Source organism: Serratia sp. AXJ-M, from assembly GCF_046531865.1.
Classification (GTDB): Bacteria; Pseudomonadota; Gammaproteobacteria; order Enterobacterales; family Enterobacteriaceae; genus Serratia; species Serratia liquefaciens.
In genome coordinates this window covers 2,172,342-2,188,641 of sequence record NZ_CP059394.1, presented here as the reverse complement: position 1 = coordinate 2,188,641, position 16,300 = coordinate 2,172,342, and the positions used below count along the sequence as shown (strand labels likewise).

18 protein-coding genes are annotated in these 16,300 nt (G+C 54.3%); 11 read left to right on the top strand and 7 right to left on the bottom strand.

What is annotated here, in order from left to right; genetic code table 11:
• Nucleotides 1-221 precede the first annotated feature (221 nt).
• Genes H0S68_RS10280 through H0S68_RS10265 form a run of 4 tightly spaced genes read left to right on the top strand, consistent with a single transcriptional unit; the run spans nt 222 to nt 2,608 of the window.
• Entirely contained in the window at nt 222-761 is a 540-nt protein-coding gene (locus H0S68_RS10280; protein ID WP_020826545.1) for a spore coat U domain-containing protein, read from the top strand.
• Between the two features lie 2 nt (nt 762-763).
• A complete protein-coding gene (locus tag H0S68_RS10275; RefSeq protein WP_020826544.1) occupies nt 764-1,267 on the top strand; it encodes a spore coat U domain-containing protein in 504 nt (167 codons plus the stop codon).
• Between the two features lie 5 nt (nt 1,268-1,272).
• Nucleotides 1,273-1,821: a spore coat U domain-containing protein gene (locus H0S68_RS10270; RefSeq protein WP_020826543.1), complete on the top strand. Its 549-nt coding sequence runs from the start codon at nt 1,273-1,275 to the stop codon at nt 1,819-1,821.
• A 22-nt stretch (nt 1,822-1,843) separates the two neighbouring features.
• Nucleotides 1,844-2,608 carry a molecular chaperone gene (locus H0S68_RS10265; RefSeq protein ID WP_020826542.1) on the top strand — a complete coding sequence of 255 codons (765 nt, stop codon included), beginning with the start codon at nt 1,844-1,846 and terminating at the stop codon, nt 2,606-2,608.
• Here the strand turns inward: H0S68_RS10265 and H0S68_RS10260 are convergent.
• On the bottom strand, nt 2,594-2,761 hold the full coding sequence (locus H0S68_RS10260) for a hypothetical protein (RefSeq protein ID WP_020826541.1): 168 nt from the start codon (nt 2,759-2,761) through the stop codon (nt 2,594-2,596). The genes H0S68_RS10265 and H0S68_RS10260 overlap by 15 nt on opposite strands.
• On the opposite strand from H0S68_RS10260, the gene H0S68_RS10255 reads away from it, so the two are divergent.
• The 3 genes from H0S68_RS10255 (at nt 2,760) to H0S68_RS10245 (ending at nt 6,432) form a co-directional block, all read left to right on the top strand.
• Nucleotides 2,760-5,105 carry a fimbria/pilus outer membrane usher protein gene (locus tag H0S68_RS10255; RefSeq protein WP_217331167.1) on the top strand — a complete coding sequence of 782 codons (2,346 nt, stop codon included), beginning with the start codon at nt 2,760-2,762 and terminating at the stop codon, nt 5,103-5,105. The genes H0S68_RS10260 and H0S68_RS10255 overlap by 2 nt on opposite strands.
• A gap of 18 nt (nt 5,106-5,123) precedes the next feature.
• Nucleotides 5,124-6,056 carry a spore coat protein U domain-containing protein gene (locus tag H0S68_RS10250; RefSeq protein WP_217331166.1) on the top strand — a complete coding sequence of 311 codons (933 nt, stop codon included), beginning with the start codon at nt 5,124-5,126 and terminating at the stop codon, nt 6,054-6,056.
• Between the two features lie 136 nt (nt 6,057-6,192).
• Nucleotides 6,193-6,432, top strand: coding sequence for a DUF1480 family protein (locus H0S68_RS10245; RefSeq protein ID WP_044550237.1), 240 nt, complete (start codon nt 6,193-6,195; stop codon nt 6,430-6,432).
• Between the two features lie 54 nt (nt 6,433-6,486).
• Here the strand turns inward: H0S68_RS10245 and H0S68_RS10240 are convergent, their stop codons facing one another.
• Both H0S68_RS10240 and H0S68_RS10235 read right to left on the bottom strand, forming a co-directional pair.
• On the bottom strand, nt 6,487-7,089 hold the full coding sequence (locus tag H0S68_RS10240) for a hypothetical protein (protein ID WP_122079001.1): 603 nt from the start codon (nt 7,087-7,089) through the stop codon (nt 6,487-6,489).
• Between the two features lies 1 nt (nt 7,090).
• The gene (locus H0S68_RS10235; protein ID WP_020826536.1) at nt 7,091-7,483 is read right to left on the bottom strand and encodes an ASCH domain-containing protein; all 393 of its coding nucleotides are present in this window, start codon (nt 7,481-7,483) and stop codon (nt 7,091-7,093) included.
• 343 nt (nt 7,484-7,826) lie between these two features.
• On the opposite strand from H0S68_RS10235, the gene yniD reads away from it, so the two are divergent.
• From yniD to H0S68_RS10220, 3 genes are all read left to right on the top strand, one after another.
• Nucleotides 7,827-7,919, top strand: coding sequence for a small membrane protein YniD (gene yniD, locus H0S68_RS10230; protein WP_369982358.1), 93 nt, complete (start codon nt 7,827-7,829; stop codon nt 7,917-7,919).
• Nucleotides 7,920-7,937: 18 nt separating this feature from the next.
• Entirely contained in the window at nt 7,938-8,075 is a 138-nt protein-coding gene (locus H0S68_RS10225) for a hypothetical protein (RefSeq protein WP_153263172.1), read from the top strand.
• 365 nt (nt 8,076-8,440) lie between these two features.
• Nucleotides 8,441-8,650, top strand: a complete 210-nt coding sequence (locus tag H0S68_RS10220; protein WP_041414492.1) for a hypothetical protein — start codon at nt 8,441-8,443, stop codon at nt 8,648-8,650.
• A gap of 273 nt (nt 8,651-8,923) precedes the next feature.
• Here the strand turns inward: H0S68_RS10220 and H0S68_RS10215 are convergent, their stop codons facing one another.
• Nucleotides 8,924-9,949, bottom strand: a complete 1,026-nt coding sequence (locus H0S68_RS10215; RefSeq protein ID WP_185959400.1) for an acyltransferase — start codon at nt 9,947-9,949, stop codon at nt 8,924-8,926.
• A gap of 178 nt (nt 9,950-10,127) precedes the next feature.
• Nucleotides 10,128-11,471 carry a 2-hydroxycarboxylate transporter family protein gene (locus H0S68_RS10210; protein ID WP_130015620.1) on the bottom strand — a complete coding sequence of 448 codons (1,344 nt, stop codon included), beginning with the start codon at nt 11,469-11,471 and terminating at the stop codon, nt 10,128-10,130.
• Nucleotides 11,472-11,936: 465 nt separating this feature from the next.
• Between H0S68_RS10210 and pckA the strand changes: the two genes are divergently transcribed.
• Nucleotides 11,937-13,556 carry a phosphoenolpyruvate carboxykinase (ATP) gene (gene pckA, locus H0S68_RS10205; RefSeq protein WP_122078997.1) on the top strand — a complete coding sequence of 540 codons (1,620 nt, stop codon included), beginning with the start codon at nt 11,937-11,939 and terminating at the stop codon, nt 13,554-13,556.
• A gap of 47 nt (nt 13,557-13,603) precedes the next feature.
• Here pckA and H0S68_RS10200 read toward each other — a convergent pair whose 3' ends face one another.
• Nucleotides 13,604-14,854, bottom strand: coding sequence for a Zn-dependent hydrolase (locus H0S68_RS10200; RefSeq protein ID WP_410529367.1), 1,251 nt, complete (start codon nt 14,852-14,854; stop codon nt 13,604-13,606).
• Nucleotides 14,851-16,230: a dihydroorotase gene (locus tag H0S68_RS10195; protein WP_142815372.1), complete on the bottom strand. Its 1,380-nt coding sequence runs from the start codon at nt 16,228-16,230 to the stop codon at nt 14,851-14,853. Before H0S68_RS10195 ends, H0S68_RS10200 begins: the two co-directional genes overlap by 4 nt.
• Nucleotides 16,231-16,300: the final 70 nt, after the last annotated feature.

Sequence of the window (16,300 nt, the reverse complement as noted above, 5' to 3'; positions counted from 1 at the left end):
GGGGAATATTATTATTCTAATCATTTACCCTTTTCGGCATTATCCTCCCGACTTGCCAAATATACCGACGCCTTTCAAAAATAAAGATAATTTTTGGCTCCTGACCAAGACAATTCAGCATTCTTATTCTATTAATTAAACTGTAAATAAATTAATGCGTTTAACCCGGTTCCGGGCGGCGCTTTTGTGGGGTTTCTCCCTTACACAGCAAGGAAACTAATATGAAAAAAACTCTGATGGCATTGACCTCGGTAGCCACCCTGCTGTGCGCAAACGGCGCAGCTAACGCAGCAGGCACGATTCAGGGCAACCTGGGCGTAACCTTAACCATCGGCGCGGGTTGCGTAGTCGGCGGTGGAAACAGCGCGGGTAGCGCCAACGACTTTGGCGCCATTAGCTTCGGGACTTACTCTTCCCTGTCCAACATTATTGACGCCAGCGCAACCGGTTCCGGCGGTGCAGGTACCCTGTCGCTGACCTGTACCACAGGCACCGCCTATACCGTGGCGTTGAATAACGGTCTGCACGTGGGTGCCGGTAACCAACGCCAAATGGCCAGTACGGCCGGCGCGTTAATCAAATACAACCTCTATCAGGATTCGGCCCGCGCTACCGCCTGGTCCAGCGGCGCCAACGCCCTGACCGGCACCGGTACCGGCGCAGCGGTTCCATTAATTGTCTATGGTCGTGTCCCGGCGGCGGCCACTACGCCAGATCCTGATACCTACAACGATACCGTGACGATGACGGTAACCTGGTAACAGTGCGGCAAGCCCTTTTTGTTTTTGGGTTGCTGACGCTGAGCCTGGCGGTGAACGCGGATAGCAAAACCGCCACCATCGGCGTCAGTGCTACCTTGTTGAAGGCCTGTGAAGCAGGCAGCAACTCGGGCGGCAATGTCAGCTTTGGTTCGCTGGACTTTGGTACGGTCTATTTCCTCACTACCAACGTCAGTATTGCCGGGCAACAAAACGCGGGCGCCATTCGTGTCAAATGCAACAACGGCACCAGTTACAACGTCCTGCTGGGCGGCGGACAAAGCGGTAACACCGCGGCGCGTTACCTGAAAAGTGCCGCTGGCCAACAGGTGAACTACAACCTGTATACCACCAGCGCCCACAGCACCATTTGGGATAATTTGACCGGAGTATCGCAAACCGCCAACGGTCAGGATAACTGGTTACCGGTGTATGGCATGATCCCGGTGCAATCCACTCCTCCGATCGGCAGCTACACCGACACCGTGCAGGTCACCATCAATTGGTAAGGGTAATGCGTATTTTAAGCGGTGGTTTACTGCTCTGGATGATAACGCCGCCGGTACTGGGCGACACGGGCGTCAACGATCAGCAAAAAACCCAGGCGCTTACCGTCAACGCGACGGTAGTGAAAGGCTGTATTTTGGGCAGCGGCAGCAGCGATGTCACCACCTTCGGCAACCTCAACTTTGGACAAATCTCCTCGTTAGCCAGCAATATCAGCATAGTTTCCAGTTCGGGGGCCGGTTCCGTGCTGTTTCGCTGCAACCCAGGTCTGAGCGTCACGCTGGCGCTTGGCATCGGCAACAATGTCACCGGTTCTATCTCCGCCGGACGCAAATTGAAAAATACCCTGACCCCCGAGACCCTGATTTATCAGCTTTACCAGGACAGTAATTATTCCACCATTTGGGGCGATGGCAGTAACGGCGGCACCACAGAGGTCGTCGCCGCGACCGGTAGCACCCAGGAAATAAAAGTTTATGCCCGTTTGTTCTCGACCAGTACCCTGCCCACCAGTGGCACATACAGCGATACGGTCTTACTGACGGTCACTTATTAGTATTTTGAATAAGGATTTAGCCATGCGCATACCCTTCCGACTGCCACTGACGGCAGCGCTGCTGATTGTCGGCCAACAACAGGCTCTGGCCGCCGCGTCAATCCTGATTTGGCCCATCGATCCAGTGATTGAAGATCAACAACCCGCGACGGCGCTATGGTTGGAAAATCGGGACAGCAAGCCGGTCTATATGCAAGTGCGGGTGCTCGGCTGGAAACAGACCGCCGGTAAAGACGACTACAGCAACCAAAGCGAAGTCATCGCCAGCCCGCCGGTTGCCTCAATTGCACCAGGAAAACGCCAACTGATCCGGCTGGTTAAACAAACCCCGCCGCCCGCCGGGCAGGAGCGCGCCTACCGTATTCTGATTGATGAAGTCCCGGTAAAAGATTCAGGCAGTCAATCCGCGCCAGAAGGGGCGCAGATGGGGCTGAAATTCCAGATGCGCTATTCAGTCCCGTTGTTTGTCAGCGGTAAAGGGGTCTGGACCAAGCAAGACTCAGAAAAACCGCGCGATTACGCCACCGCCAACCAGCCGCAGCTCAGCTACCGTCTGTTGCAACAGAGTAGCCAACGTTGGCTGGAGGTGCGCAACCAGGGCATCGTGCATGCGCGTATCTCCAAAGTGACGATGCAGGGAAAAACGCTTAATGCCGGTCTGATGGGGTATGTGTTGCCCGGTTCGCAGATGCGCTTTGCCCTGCCGGCATCGGGCAGTTTCAGCAGCGGTCAGTTGCAAGCCACGGTCAACGATAACAAACAGCCGATAACCTTAACCGCTTATTGAGCTTGATGTGCCGTTAACCAGGATACCGTCCCCCAGGCGTAACGGGTTCGGGCTGAAGCCGTTAGCATTCGCCGTACTGTGCGCAGTGGCCACGCCGTGGCTACCGTACGCTTGCGCCGACGATTTGCCGCCGCCGCCCAGCGCCATCAGCATGCCGGATACCACCCTGTATCTGGAGCCGGTGGTTAATGGTCGTCAGACCGGGAAAGTGGTGCCAGTGACCTATCGCGGCGGCCACTATTACCTCACACCACAGCAGTTGCTCGACGCAGGCCTGCCGGTAGCGGATAAACAGGCGAAAGAAATTGCCGTCGACCAATTAGAGAAAGTGGACGTCACCTACAGCGGTGAAACCCAACAGTTGATGATCAACGTCCCCAACGACTGGCTACCCAATCAAAAATTCAACGCTCAGAACCCACTGGATCGCCTGCCGGCGCAGAGCAGCCTCGGCCTGCTGTTCAATTACGATTTGTACGCCAGCCAAAGCAGCGCCAACGGCCAGCCGGGCTCTCTTTCTGCCTGGACAGAACAACGGCTGTTCGATGGCTTTGGCGTGGTGTCGAACACCGGTATTTTCCGCGGCAGCTTTAACACCTCCGCCAACAGTGAGCAGGACAACCGTTATATCCGCTACGACAGTCAGTGGCGCTACAATGATGATGACCGCCTGCTTAGCTATACCGCCGGCGATCTCACCACCGGCGCCCTGACCTGGAGCAGTTCGGTGCGTATCGGCGGCGTCCAGCTGGCGCGTAATTTTGCTTCCCGGCCAGACCTGATCACCTATCCGCTACCGCAGTTCTCGGGCCAGGCGGCACTGCCCAGCAGCGTCGATCTGTATATCAACAGCTATAAAAACAGCAGCACCAGCGTTAACCCCGGTCCTTTCACCCTGGATACCGTGCCCTACATTAACGGCGCGGGCCAAGCCACCGTGGTCACCACCGATGCACTGGGCCGACAAGTCAGTACCGTGGTGCCGTTTTATGTCGCCAGTAACCTGTTGCAGACCGGCATGAGCGATTTCAGCCTGTCCGCCGGTGCCCTGCGACGCAATTATGGCATGAGCTCTGCCGATTATGGCCAGTGGGTGACCAGTGGCAGCGGACGTTACGGCGTCACTGACTGGTTGACTCTGGAAGGCCGCGCCGAAGGCGCAGCGGAATTGGCGGTGGGTGGCGCAGGTGCGAATATTCGCCTTGGTCAATGGGGCGTTTTCAATGCCTCGTACAGCTACAGCCAGGCCAGCGATAATGCCTTTAACGATTATCAACCTTCGCAACAACCCAACTACTACGATCCCCTGACCGGTCAACCTATCCCGCAGCCCGATCCGCAGCCGGTCTATCAATACAGCTCCAATCATGGCGATCAAAGCAGCATCAGCTACACCTACAGCAACCGCTATTACAGTCTGAATGCTCAGCGCATCCTGCGCAGCGCCGGCTTCGGTGATATTTCGGTGTATAAAAGTGACTATCGTCTGAGCCGCCGTACCGATCAACTGACCGGCAGTATCGGTCTGAACCGATTCGGTAGCATTGGCGCCGGCTATTTCGATGTCCGTGACGCCATTGGCCAACGCACTCGTCTGGCCAACTTCTCCTACAGCATCTCGCTGTGGCGCAATACCAGTCTGTATGCGTCAGTGAACCGTGAAATCGGCAGCAGCGGCTATAGCGCCCAACTGCAACTGTCCATTCCCTTCGACAGTTGGGGTACCGCCAGCGTCAGCGCCTCTCGTGACAACAACAATCGCTGGAACCAACGCGTCAGCTACAGCCGTGCCGCGCCGACCGACGGTGGTTTGGGCTGGAACCTGGCCTATGCGGACGGACAGAGCAGCGACAGCTATAGTCAGGCCGATATCACCTGGCGTACCCGCCTGCTCGAAGCCCGCGGCGGGATGTACGGCAACAGCAATGATTATACCCGCTGGGGCGAAGTGAGCGGCTCGCTGGTGGCAATGAAAGGCGATCTGTATGCCACTAACACCATCAATGACGCCTTCGCCCTGATCTCTACCGAGGGCTACCCGGACATCCCGGTCCGCTATGAAAATCAGTTAATCGGGGTGACCAACGCCAAAGGCTATTTGCTGGTGCCAACCGTCACTTCCTACTACCACGCCAAATTCCAAATCGATCCGCTCAACCTGCCTGCAGACGTGGCGGTTCCCACCGTAGAGAAAACCGTGGCAATCCGCGATCACAGCGGTTTTCTGGTCGATTTTCCCATCCAGCACATTTCCGCCGCCGACGTCAAACTGGTCGACGCCCAGGGCAAACCACTGGCTAATGGCAGTGAAGTGGCCGTTATCGGCAGCAAACAGCAAAGCTACGTCGGTTGGGATGGCATGGTGTATGTGGATCCGGTGCAATTGCAAAACCGGCTGAGCGTTATCCCGGCAGACGGCAGTGCCCCTTGCCAGGCGCAATTCAACCTGACAAAAACCCAGGGTATCCAAAGTATCGGGCCGATCGTTTGCCAGTAACTCATTATGGAGACAAATATGATCCGTGGAACCAAGGCGTTATTGCTGGCGCTGCTCTTGCTCACAGCCCGCCAGGCGCTCGCCGACTGTACCACCACCAACGGTACCGTGACGCTGCCCGGCAGCAGCTCTTTTGCCGTTTATAACGGTTCACTCAGCGCTCAGGGTACCGCCGGGCTCAACTGCAGCGGCCTTGGCCTGTCGCTGCTGACGCAAAACACCGTGACGGTTAAAATCAACTCGACCACCCACAATATGGCGCTGGCTAATACCGACGGTTCCGGCGATCAGATTCCTTATTTGATTTACCCCGATGCGAATTACCAATATCCCTACAGCGTCGGACAAACCATCGATTACAGTTCACTGAACCTGTTGACGCTGATCCTGATCTCGCCCAACGTCAATTTCCCGCTGTATATCAAAACTACCGCCGGGGCTAACGTGCGCGCAGGTACCTATACCGATACCGTCAACCTGGTGTGGAATTACCATATCTGCGGCCTGGGTCTGATTGGGCTTTGCATCTGGTGGGACGGCACCAATAAGCCCAGCACCGTGAACATCAGCCTGACGATCACCAAAGATTGTTTGCTGGGTACCGCGCAAAACGTCAATTTCGGCAGCATGGCATTAGTGGGTCAGTTTAATCCGGTGAACCAAAGCATCACCCTCACCTGCACTAAAACCGAGGGGTACAATACCTACTTTACCGATGGTAATAACCCCGTCACCGGATGGCGCCGAATGAAAAGTGGCACCAGCAACTATCTGCAGTATCAAATTTACCTGCCCAACACCACCACGGTGTGGAACAGCGCTAACAAGCAAGCAGGCTCTGGCACAGGGCTGGCACAAAGCATTCCCTACCTGGCGCAAATCAACCAGGCGCAAACCGAAGTGCCGGTGGGCACCTACCAGGACAACCTGAGTTTTGTCGTGGAGTATTAAGTCCCTGCGCTAGCCGCTGAATGCTCATGTTGCCAGTTTGTATTTTTTATGTGGCATTTTTTGCTCATTTAGCTATGCTGATTAAGATGACCCAACTGGTCACACCTCATACCAGAACAGCAAGCAAGGAGTTCCAATGGGCAAAACCGTGGTGAAAATAGGCAGTTTCGAGGTTGATGACGCACATTTGTCCTCCTCGCCCGAGCAGGTCAGTACACTGGCGATCCCTTGCAAGTCGGATCCCGATTTGTGCATGCAGTTAGACGGTTGGGATGAGCACACCAGCATCCCGGCAATACTCGATGGCAAGCAATCGCTGCTGTATAAGCAGCATTACGATCGCCAGACCGATGCCTGGGTAATGCGGTTGGATTGAATGATGGAATATCTGAGAACGCGCGCTGTTTCGCTGGGAACAACGCGCGTTTTTTTATGCTATTGCGATACCGCGCCCGGCGAAAAAGCGGGCAAAGCTGCCCAACGGTAAAGTGACCTGTTGGCGCGATTGCGGCCGATCGCCAGACGGATTGTGGAATGTCACGCTCTGTACCTCAGCGGCGGTAATCAACACCAGATGGCCGCCCCGCTGTGGCGGTGTCTGTTCGGGCCAGCGGATGCCAGGGTGCACCGAGGCCATAAAATAGCGTCGCTGCGCCAACAGCTGTGGCAGCGCTTGCGCCTCGATACCCACCTGAACCTCCGCCTCCAGGGCGAACTGCTCACGCACAAAGTCGACAAAGGGCGCATAAATCAGCCCCTTGATGCGCTCCCCCTCACGCACGTAAGCCCCATAAGGCAAACTGCGGCGCGCCAGCTCCAACAGCGGCGGCGCATCGCCGTCGCGGTGGCTCAACACCATTTTCAGGCAGGCCATACCGCAAACGTGATTCGCCCATTCGATATATTCAGCCCGGTCGCGCGCGCCGCTGAGCGCCCAGTTAGCGTCATCCGCCAGCGTCACGCGCCCGGCAATCAGGTCGGCCGCCAGCTCAGGCGTCGCCCATTGGCAGACGTAAGGCACGGGGGACGTCAAATCAGAAAGTCTCTGTGACTTTGAAATTCATCAGCACCAGCGTCATGTCCGGTGAGAACAGCTCATATTCTTCAAAGAAGCTCTGCAGCTCTTTACGCCAATAGGCCAGCGAACGGTCGCCTTCCCCTTCGGCAAAAGCGTGGGCCTCATCAACCTGATCGTAGGTTTTCATCTCTACCGACGTCAGTTCCACCGCGCAAACCGGCTGACCTTTACCATCCACCACCACAAATACGTCACCGGCCAGCGGGATGCCTTCGCCGTCCAGATTGGAGCAGGTTGCCGTCTTGGTGCCGTCCAGGATCAGCTTGGCCACGTCGTCGGCCTGCTGCTCGGTCTTGCCGAACGCCCAACGCTCGGTGTTTTCATATTTCTTCGGAATTTCGCTCGCCATTGCCATACCTTTTTAAATAAATCATTGTGCAGACAGAATAGTACAACGTATCCGGCGCTGCCTGCACTGCTGAATTCAGCCCGCAGCCGCCTTATTGGGCTCTTTTAACGGCTGTTTGGGGTAAACCCCTGTGCCTATGCCGGGACAACAGGCATACTGTGAACGCAATTCACTCAATGGCTCTCGGCCAGGCGGTAAAATGAAGAATGACGACAAAGACCCCGATGACACCTTCAGCGACCTGTTAAAAGTTCTGGCGGTCGCCGTGATTGTTATCTTTGTTATCGGCGGCTGGTATTTCAGCTGATCACTAAAACAGGAGGTCACATTGGCCACCAAACGCATGCGCAGCAAGCACTGGAAGATGTTTTTAATATTATTGCTGATCTGTCTCGCCCTACTGTTATTGCGCTGGGCGGCAATAGTTTTCGGCTAACGGCAAGGAGCAGGCCCCATGGCAAAACGAAATGGCAACGGCGTACAAATCGCCTTACTGCTGCTGGCGCTGGTTATTTTGGTCTGCGGTATTTTGATGATCACCACCGACCTGGGTCACCAGGTGCTTGAAGAGATCGAAGATATTCTCGAGTAACGCAGTCCGGCCGGATACTGACACGCCTTCTTTCAGTGTTCCCGCTTCGCGGGTTGCTTAGCCTCAGGCTCCAACAACTCGCGTAAATAGGTAATTCTCGCCTCCCCTTGCGGCAGCCATAAACGGTACAGCCAATGTTGCGCTTCAGCCCGCCGGCTCCGGCGATGGTACTCAGCCAGTTTATCGACCAGTCTCATCATTCACCCTCCAGATATTCGACACTGTTAGTATTGGACGAAAAAACCAGAAGAAATACTGATGGCTTGTTTTTTATGCATCCGGTTTTGGCATTGTGCGATCGGTACGGTGGCGCCCCCTGACCTCAACTGCTACATTGACCAAAAATCACCCAGCCGAGGTAACCCATGATGTTCTCGGAGCAGGAGATAAAAACCGTGTGGGATGAAGTGGCGCGTTTGATCGGCGACAGCGTGATGCAGTTGCGTCATCGCGGCGAGGTTTTATCGGTCGAAACGCTGGCAAAACACCTGGCGCAACAACTGGCCGAAAGCAACGACATTGAACGCCGGATCCTGATAAGCGCGGCGATCAACATGCTGAAAGATGGAAAATGAATCGCCAACCGGATTGGTTGGCGATTCGGCAGAAGCCCGAGGTATGCAAGCCCGGCCTTCTGTGCGCTACTATGTCAGGCTAACATGACGAAATTAATAGGAATTGTCGTGTTTTTCCCAATAAAGCACTATTTTTGTTGTACTACCACCGATCAACGGTAAGATTTTTGCCAACACAGGCTTACTAGTGACACATACTCGAAAAGAAATCATGTTACGAGGGGAAGATTGAAAGCCAATTACCCCAAGATGTAAAATGATCTGACCAGGTTGTTACAATAATTTTGCAACCTTACTTCCCAATTGTGAACTTCTGCCCAGGAGGTCAACCAGCATCGAAAATAGATAAGATGCAAGTAGAGTCGCGCCCGCCATCCCTAAAATGAAGATCAACGAATTCGAATGAGTCCAAACACCATCACCAACCATCGACAATAGAACATCAAGAATGAATGCGTGTATAAGATAAACTCGGAATGAATATTTTGATAAAAAAGCAAATGTCGGGCTAAAATTAATATCCAATGAGCGAACGAAGTTAAAGAAACCTATTGCCGAAATGATGGTAAAGATAGAAACGTAAGAGAAAAAATAGGAGTGATTAGCCGATAAATTATACGTCTTAGATGATAAAATAAGAATGCACATAGAGGAAAAAACATAAACACTCAGGCTCAAGTATCTTCTTGCTGGCTTGGGTTTTCTGGCTAAATACATACCAAAAATAAAATATCCAAGATAGGTAATGAAATCCAATGGCCAGAATTTTTTAACTTCAAAAACATAGTACCAAACAGATGAGACCACCGCCATCATCAAGAAATAACCTGAGGCATAGAGGATCACTTTATCTTCATATCCATCAAAGGCTTTGATAACAAAGGGAACCAGGAGATACAAACCTACAAGCATGTACATATACCATAGATGATAATATGGTTTCCCCATCACTAAGGAATATACAATTTCCTTTATCGAACCCTCATGCAAAGCCTTAACTTTATAAAGTGAAAACAAAAAATAAAAAACAGAATATGCAATGACCGGAACTACTATATTTAAAAATGATTTTTCGTAGAATTTTTTTATGTCAGTATTTCGTGAGTTATTAAGAACAAAATACCCAGAAATAATAACAAATAAAGGAACGCAAATTAAACTAAAGCTATTAATGAAATTACCTATTAAAAACTCAGACTCAGACGTGCTTCTAGGCATTACCCACTTCGAGACATGTACCAACACTACCATTACACAAGCACACACACGTAAAAGCTCTAGGTTGTTATTACGTTCCATTGCTTTTTCACCATAACGTACAATTGATACATGTTTTTTAGATAACCCCCGACAATAAGTCAAGATAATAAATACACTTTCAGAGAATCCCTTCATGGGGAGAACTTTATTTTTAAGCAACCTCAAAGCCGGTGCCCGATAAGTTGCACCGGCAGAATAGATTATCGAGAATGAAAAGTTACATTAACCAACCCAATAACAGCGTGGCGCCGATAACGGTAGAGGCACCGCCGATGCGCGTGGCGATTTGTGCGAACGGCATCAGCCCCATCCGGTTAGATGCGGAGAGAATGGCGACATCGCCGGTACCGCCTAAGCCACTGTGGCAGCAGGTAACAATCGCTGCTTCAACCGGGAACATTTTCAGGTAAGGCGCAATCAGGAAACTCACCAGCCCCATCGACAACACCACCGAACCGCATACCACCACATAACCGACCGAGAACACCGCCACGACGCTTTCCAGAGGAACATACAGCATGCCGAGGCCAATCATCAGCGGCCACACCAGCGCGGTGGAGACGAACTTATAAAAACTGTGCGCACCGGTTTCCATTGAGGTTGGGATCACCCGGCAATATTTGCACAGCACCGCAAACAGAATCATCAGCACCGGACCGGGAATATGCACGATATGTTCGAACAGGCCACCGACGATAAAGAAGGCACAAATCACCAGCAGGCCACCGCCCATCAGCTGGAAATCGACGTTGCCGCTGGTTTCCTTGATATCGAATACCGCGTTTTCCTCCGCCGAACGGATCAGCATGCCGTCACCGCTCAACGCCTTGCGTTTCATGCCCAGTCGCGCCAGCACTCCGGCCGCGACAATGGCAAAGATATTGCCCAGCACCGCCGCCGGCGCCAGTTGCGCCACATACACGTCGGGTGTCGACCCCAGAATGGCGGAATACGCCAGCGACAGCGGCAAAATGCCCTCGCCGATACCGCCACCGATGATCGGCACGATGATAAAGAAAAAGGTGTGATAGAAGGTAAAACCAAACAGCTTGCCCACCAGCAATCCGGTTGCCACCGCCGTTACCGTGCCCACCACCAGCGGGACGAACATACGGATCATGCCCTGGATCAGAATCACCCGGTTCATGCCAAGAATACTGCCGACCACCAGGCTGGCGATCACAAAGTACAGCAGATTGGCGTCTTTCATCAGCAGATGGACGGTACCCATCACGTTCGGCTGGAAAAAATTAAAGTACACCAGCACCGAAGGCACCATCAGGCACAGAATGGCCGGGCCGCCAATATCACGCAGTACCGGAATGCTTTTACCTAAATGCGCCAGCGCAAAGCCCAGCGTCATGATCACCGCCAGGCCGCCGATCATATTCTTTGGCAGGAAGTTGGCGTAGGCCGATACGGCGACAATCGCGCAAATAGTGATAAACAGCGCAACCGGCACGGCACCGATATCCATTTTCCGCAGGTGGTTAATCAATCCTGATGAATCAGGTTGCGGTATTTCTTTCTCACAGGTCATTTCTGCATTTATCTGTTTCATTATTCACCCTGCTGACAAGCGTTCAGTGTGGAGCGGATCGACTAATGGTATATAAAATAATTTATAAGCTTTAAAAGGTACGTTTCGGAATGGGCTTATTTATAATAAATAAAATAGTGGACAGCACTGACAATATGATAAAAAATAAAAATACAAAACCAAATTACCTCTTATTAACTCAATATTGTGAGCCCCCGCCAATGTTGGCTTTAATTAATTATCGTCAGCGTTTTGTAATTAAATTAATCAGGCGCTAATTCACTGCTATGCTATAGATGGAAGTAAAAATCCGTGCGTTTATTAATGAGAACCGGAGCGGTAAATAGCTGAATCCGGTCAGCTTGTACCCGAGCCTTGCTCTGCACGCGGCACCGTGCGGAAAGCAGGCACATAATATATGCCCTATCGCTTTCAAAGGCCGTGGTCAGAAAGGCGAAGGGCATAGAACTAATAAGGAAGTAGGATATGTCTTCAATCGCGATTACCCCACAAACGCTGGCCCGCTACGGTATCCACCAGGCTACCGAGATCGTCCATAATCCCAGCTATGAACAACTGTTTATCGAGGAAACCCGCGCCGACCTGCCGGCGCTGGAGCGCGGTACGTTAACGACGTTGGGCGCGGTCAACGTCGATACCGGCGAATTCACTGGCCGTTCTCCGAAAGACAAATACATCGTGCGTGACGACACCACGCGCGATACCGTTTGGTGGTCCGACAGCGGCACAGGCAAAAACGACAACCAGCCGCTGTCGCCGGAAGTGTGGCAACATCTGAAAACGCTGGTGGGTAACCAACTTTCCGGCAAGCGTCTGTTTGTGGTGGATGCCTTCTGTGGCGCCAACGCAGACACCCGCCTGAAAGTGCGTTTCATCACCGAGGTGGCCTGGCAGGCGCACTTTGTCAAAAACATGTTTATCCGCCCGTCGGATGAAGAGCTGCAGAATTTCGAGCCGGACTTTGTGGTGATGAACGGTGCCAAATGCACCAATCCTGACTGGAAACAGCAGGGGCTGCATTCGGAAAACTTCGTCGCCTTTAACCTGACCGAACGCATACAGCTGATCGGCGGGACCTGGTACGGCGGCGAAATGAAAAAGGGCCTGTTCTCGATCATGAACTACCTGCTGCCGCTTCAGGGTATTGCCTCGATGCACTGCTCAGCCAACGTGGGCGAACAGGGTGACGTGGCGGTCTTCTTCGGCCTGTCCGGCACCGGCAAAACTACCCTCTCCACCGATCCTAAACGCCAACTGATCGGCGATGACGAGCACGGCTGGGACGACGACGGCGTATTCAACTTCGAAGGCGGCTGTTATGCCAAGACCATCAAGTTGTCTCCTCAGGCTGAGCCGGAGATTTATCAGGCTATCCGCCGGGACGCGCTGTTGGAAAACGTGCAGGTGCTGGCCGACGGCAGCATCGATTTCGATGACGCCGGCAAGACCGAAAATACCCGAGTCTCTTACCCGATCAACCACATCGAAAACATCGTCAAACCCGTGTCCAAGGCGGGACATGCCAAGAAAATAATCTTCCTGACGGCGGATGCCTTCGGCGTATTGCCGCCGGTATCACGCCTGACACCGGAACAAACCCAATATCACTTCCTGTCCGGCTTCACTGCCAAGCTGGCCGGCACTGAGCGCGGCATTACCACCCCAACCCCGACCTTCTCCGCTTGTTTCGGCGCGGCGTTCCTGACGCTGCACCCGACGCAGTACGCAGAAGTGCTGGTAAAACGCATGGAAGCGGCCGGTGCACAGGCCTATCTGGTGAATACCGGCTGGAACGGCAGCGGCAAGCGTATTTCCATTAAGGACACCCGCGGCATCATCGACGCCATTTTAAACGGGGAGATCGAGCACGCCGACACCTTCAACCTGCCAATCTTTGGCTTGGCGGTACCGAAGGCATTGCCGGGGGTAGACCCTTCGATCCTCGATCCGCGTAAAACCTACGCCGACGAATCTCTGTGGCAGGAAAAAGCCCAGGATCTGGCCCAGCGCTTTATCGATAACTTTGCCAAATACACCGTCACCCCCGCAGGGGAAAAACTGGTGAGCGCCGGGCCTAAACTTTAAGCCACAGCGCGCGTTATCATCCTTACAGGGGCCAGCAGGCCCCTTTTTTATGCCAATTGCTTATCCAGATTGATCAACGCCTGCGCCAGCACCCTGGCCCCGTCCGCCAACTGTTGCTCGGTAACCGACTCCTCGGGACAATGGCTGCGCCCATTCAGACAGGGAATAAACACCATCCCCACCGGCCCGGTCGACGCCATATAAACCGCATCATGCCCGGCACCGCTCGGCAGCCGGCGTCCGGCCAACCCCAGCGAATGAGCTGCCCCCTCGATCGCCTGCATCACCGTTTCCGCGCAGGCGGTGGGCCGTGCACGGCTGACATGCTGCAATTGCGTCTGTAAATCCAGACTCTGCAAACGTGGCCGACAGTTTTCCAACAGCGCTTCCGGGAAAGTCTCCAACAGCGCCTGACTGTCGCTGCGCACCTCCAGCATCAGTTCTACCTGCCCTGGCACCGCATTGGGGACATTTGGCGTCATGGCGATGCGCCCTACGGTCGCCACCACATAATGTGGATTGCCGCTTTGCTGTAACGCCATCGCGTGCGCCTGCTCAATCACATGCGCTGCCCCGACCAAAGCATCGCGACGAATATCCATCGGCGTGGTACCGGAGTGATCCGGCTGCCCAAGCACCGTCACCAACACCCGGCGGATGCCGACGATGTGCGTCACCACGCCAATCGGCAGGTGCTGGCGCTCCAGCACTGGCCCCTGTTCAATGTGCAGCTCAACGTAAGCGGCGGTACCGCCCGGCAGGCGCAGCGGCCGGTTCAGTTTTTCCGGCTGAGCGCCAATACGCGTCATCGCCTCCGCCAGCGTTTCGCCTTGCGCGTTCCGGGAAGCCAGCATACCGCCGTCCAATTCACCGCTCATCGCCCGGCTGCCCACGCAGGAAATACCGTAATCGCTGGGTTCTTCGGACAGAAAGTCGATAACCTCAAACGGATGCTGCAAAACTATCCCCTGTTGATGCAGACAATGGGCGATTTCAATCCCCGCCAGCACGCCGATAATCCCGTCATAGCGGCCGCCGCCCACCACGGTATCGCAATGCGAACCGGTCACTATCGGCGGCAGATCGTTGCGCACCCCGGCGCGACGACCGATCAGATTGCCGCCTTCGTCCAGCGTTACCGTTAGCCCAGCCTGCTTCATTTGTTCCGCCAGCCAGGCTCGTGCCTCGCTGAACAATGGCGTAAAGGCCCGTCGTGTCCACGGCACATCCGGCAACGTCATTTGTGCCAGATGATTGACCCGCGCCCACAAACGTTCACTGTTGATTAACTCGATCATTGGCCTGCTCCGTTGGCAACGCGCGGGCGCAGAAACTGTCCCGACCCCGGCGAATTAAGAATACGGCCCTCGGCAAAGACTGCCTGGCCGCGACAATAGGTGGCTTCCACCCGTACGCTGAACTCCATGCCTTCGAAGGCGCTCCATTTCACCGCCGACAAACTGTTCGCGGGATCGAATCGGTAGCGCTCGGGCCGCAATACCACAAAGTCGGCGTCCATACCTGTGTCAAACCCCCCTTTGCGATCGTCGAGCAGAAAATGCCGCGCGGGATTGCGACACAGCAGTTGCGCGACGGTGGTCGGCGCAATACCGTGCTGCTCGCAGCCGGTCCACAACGCCGGTAACAGCGTCTCCAGCCCGGGGCCACCGGAGGCGTTTTTGAACACGTTGTCGTCCCCTTTACGCTCCAGACCCCAACTGACGTGATCGGAAGAAACGAAGGTGCAGTCGCCCTGCGCAATATGGCTCCACAACAGTTCGGTTTCCGCTTTAGGACGGATCGGCGGGTAGTGTTTGGTCCTGGCACCAAACTGGCGCGTATGTTGTTCATGGTTGAGCATCAAATACTGTACGCAGGTTTCAATGCTGACCGGGTAGCCAGCCTGCCGATACATCCGATAAAGTTCGAAACCGCGTGAAGTGGAAACATGCACCGCATGGGCGCGAGCCCCGCTTTCCGCCCCCATTTCATAAATTAGCGCCGTTGCCAGATTTTCAATCAGCGGCGTGTGAGCACGCATAAATGCATCCCAGCCAGTGTCGCCGGCCTCGACCATTCGCTGGATATTTTTACGCGTCAGCTCCTGCATCTGGTTGTGTACCGCACAGGCCAGCCCGGTCGGCGCAATAAGTTCAAAAGCATGCATCAGGTCGTCTTCGTCCACCCGAGGAAACCGGCCCGGCGTAGCTTCAAAGGTGGAAAATTTAAAGGCACATACCCCACCTTCGATCAGTCCGGCAGCGGCATCGAACCCGTAGGTTGCGTTCAGGGTACCAAACAACGCCACGTCGACATGACAGTCACGCTCCACCTCGGCAATTTTTGCTTCCAGCAGAGCGCGGCACGCCACCGGCTGCGGATCGTCATAAGGCATATCGACCATCACGGTGATCCCCCCCGCCGCCGCCGCCCGCGACGCCCAGCCCAATCCTTCCTGATTCGCCTGACTGCCGGAATGCACCTGACCGTCAATCACCCCCGGCAGGATCCACTTGCCGCCAGCGTCGATCACCTGTGGGGCCTCCGGTGCCTGACCGCTGCCGCTGCCGATGATTTTACCGCCTGCGATGGCCAGCCAGCCGTCCGGAGTCACCCGCTCGGCATCCACCAGATTGCCCTTGACCACCAGCTCTGGCCGTTGACTCAGATTCATAGCGCCCCTCCCCTAATTCCATTGCATACAATAAATGCATAAAAATGCATATATCTCAGGTTATCAATCG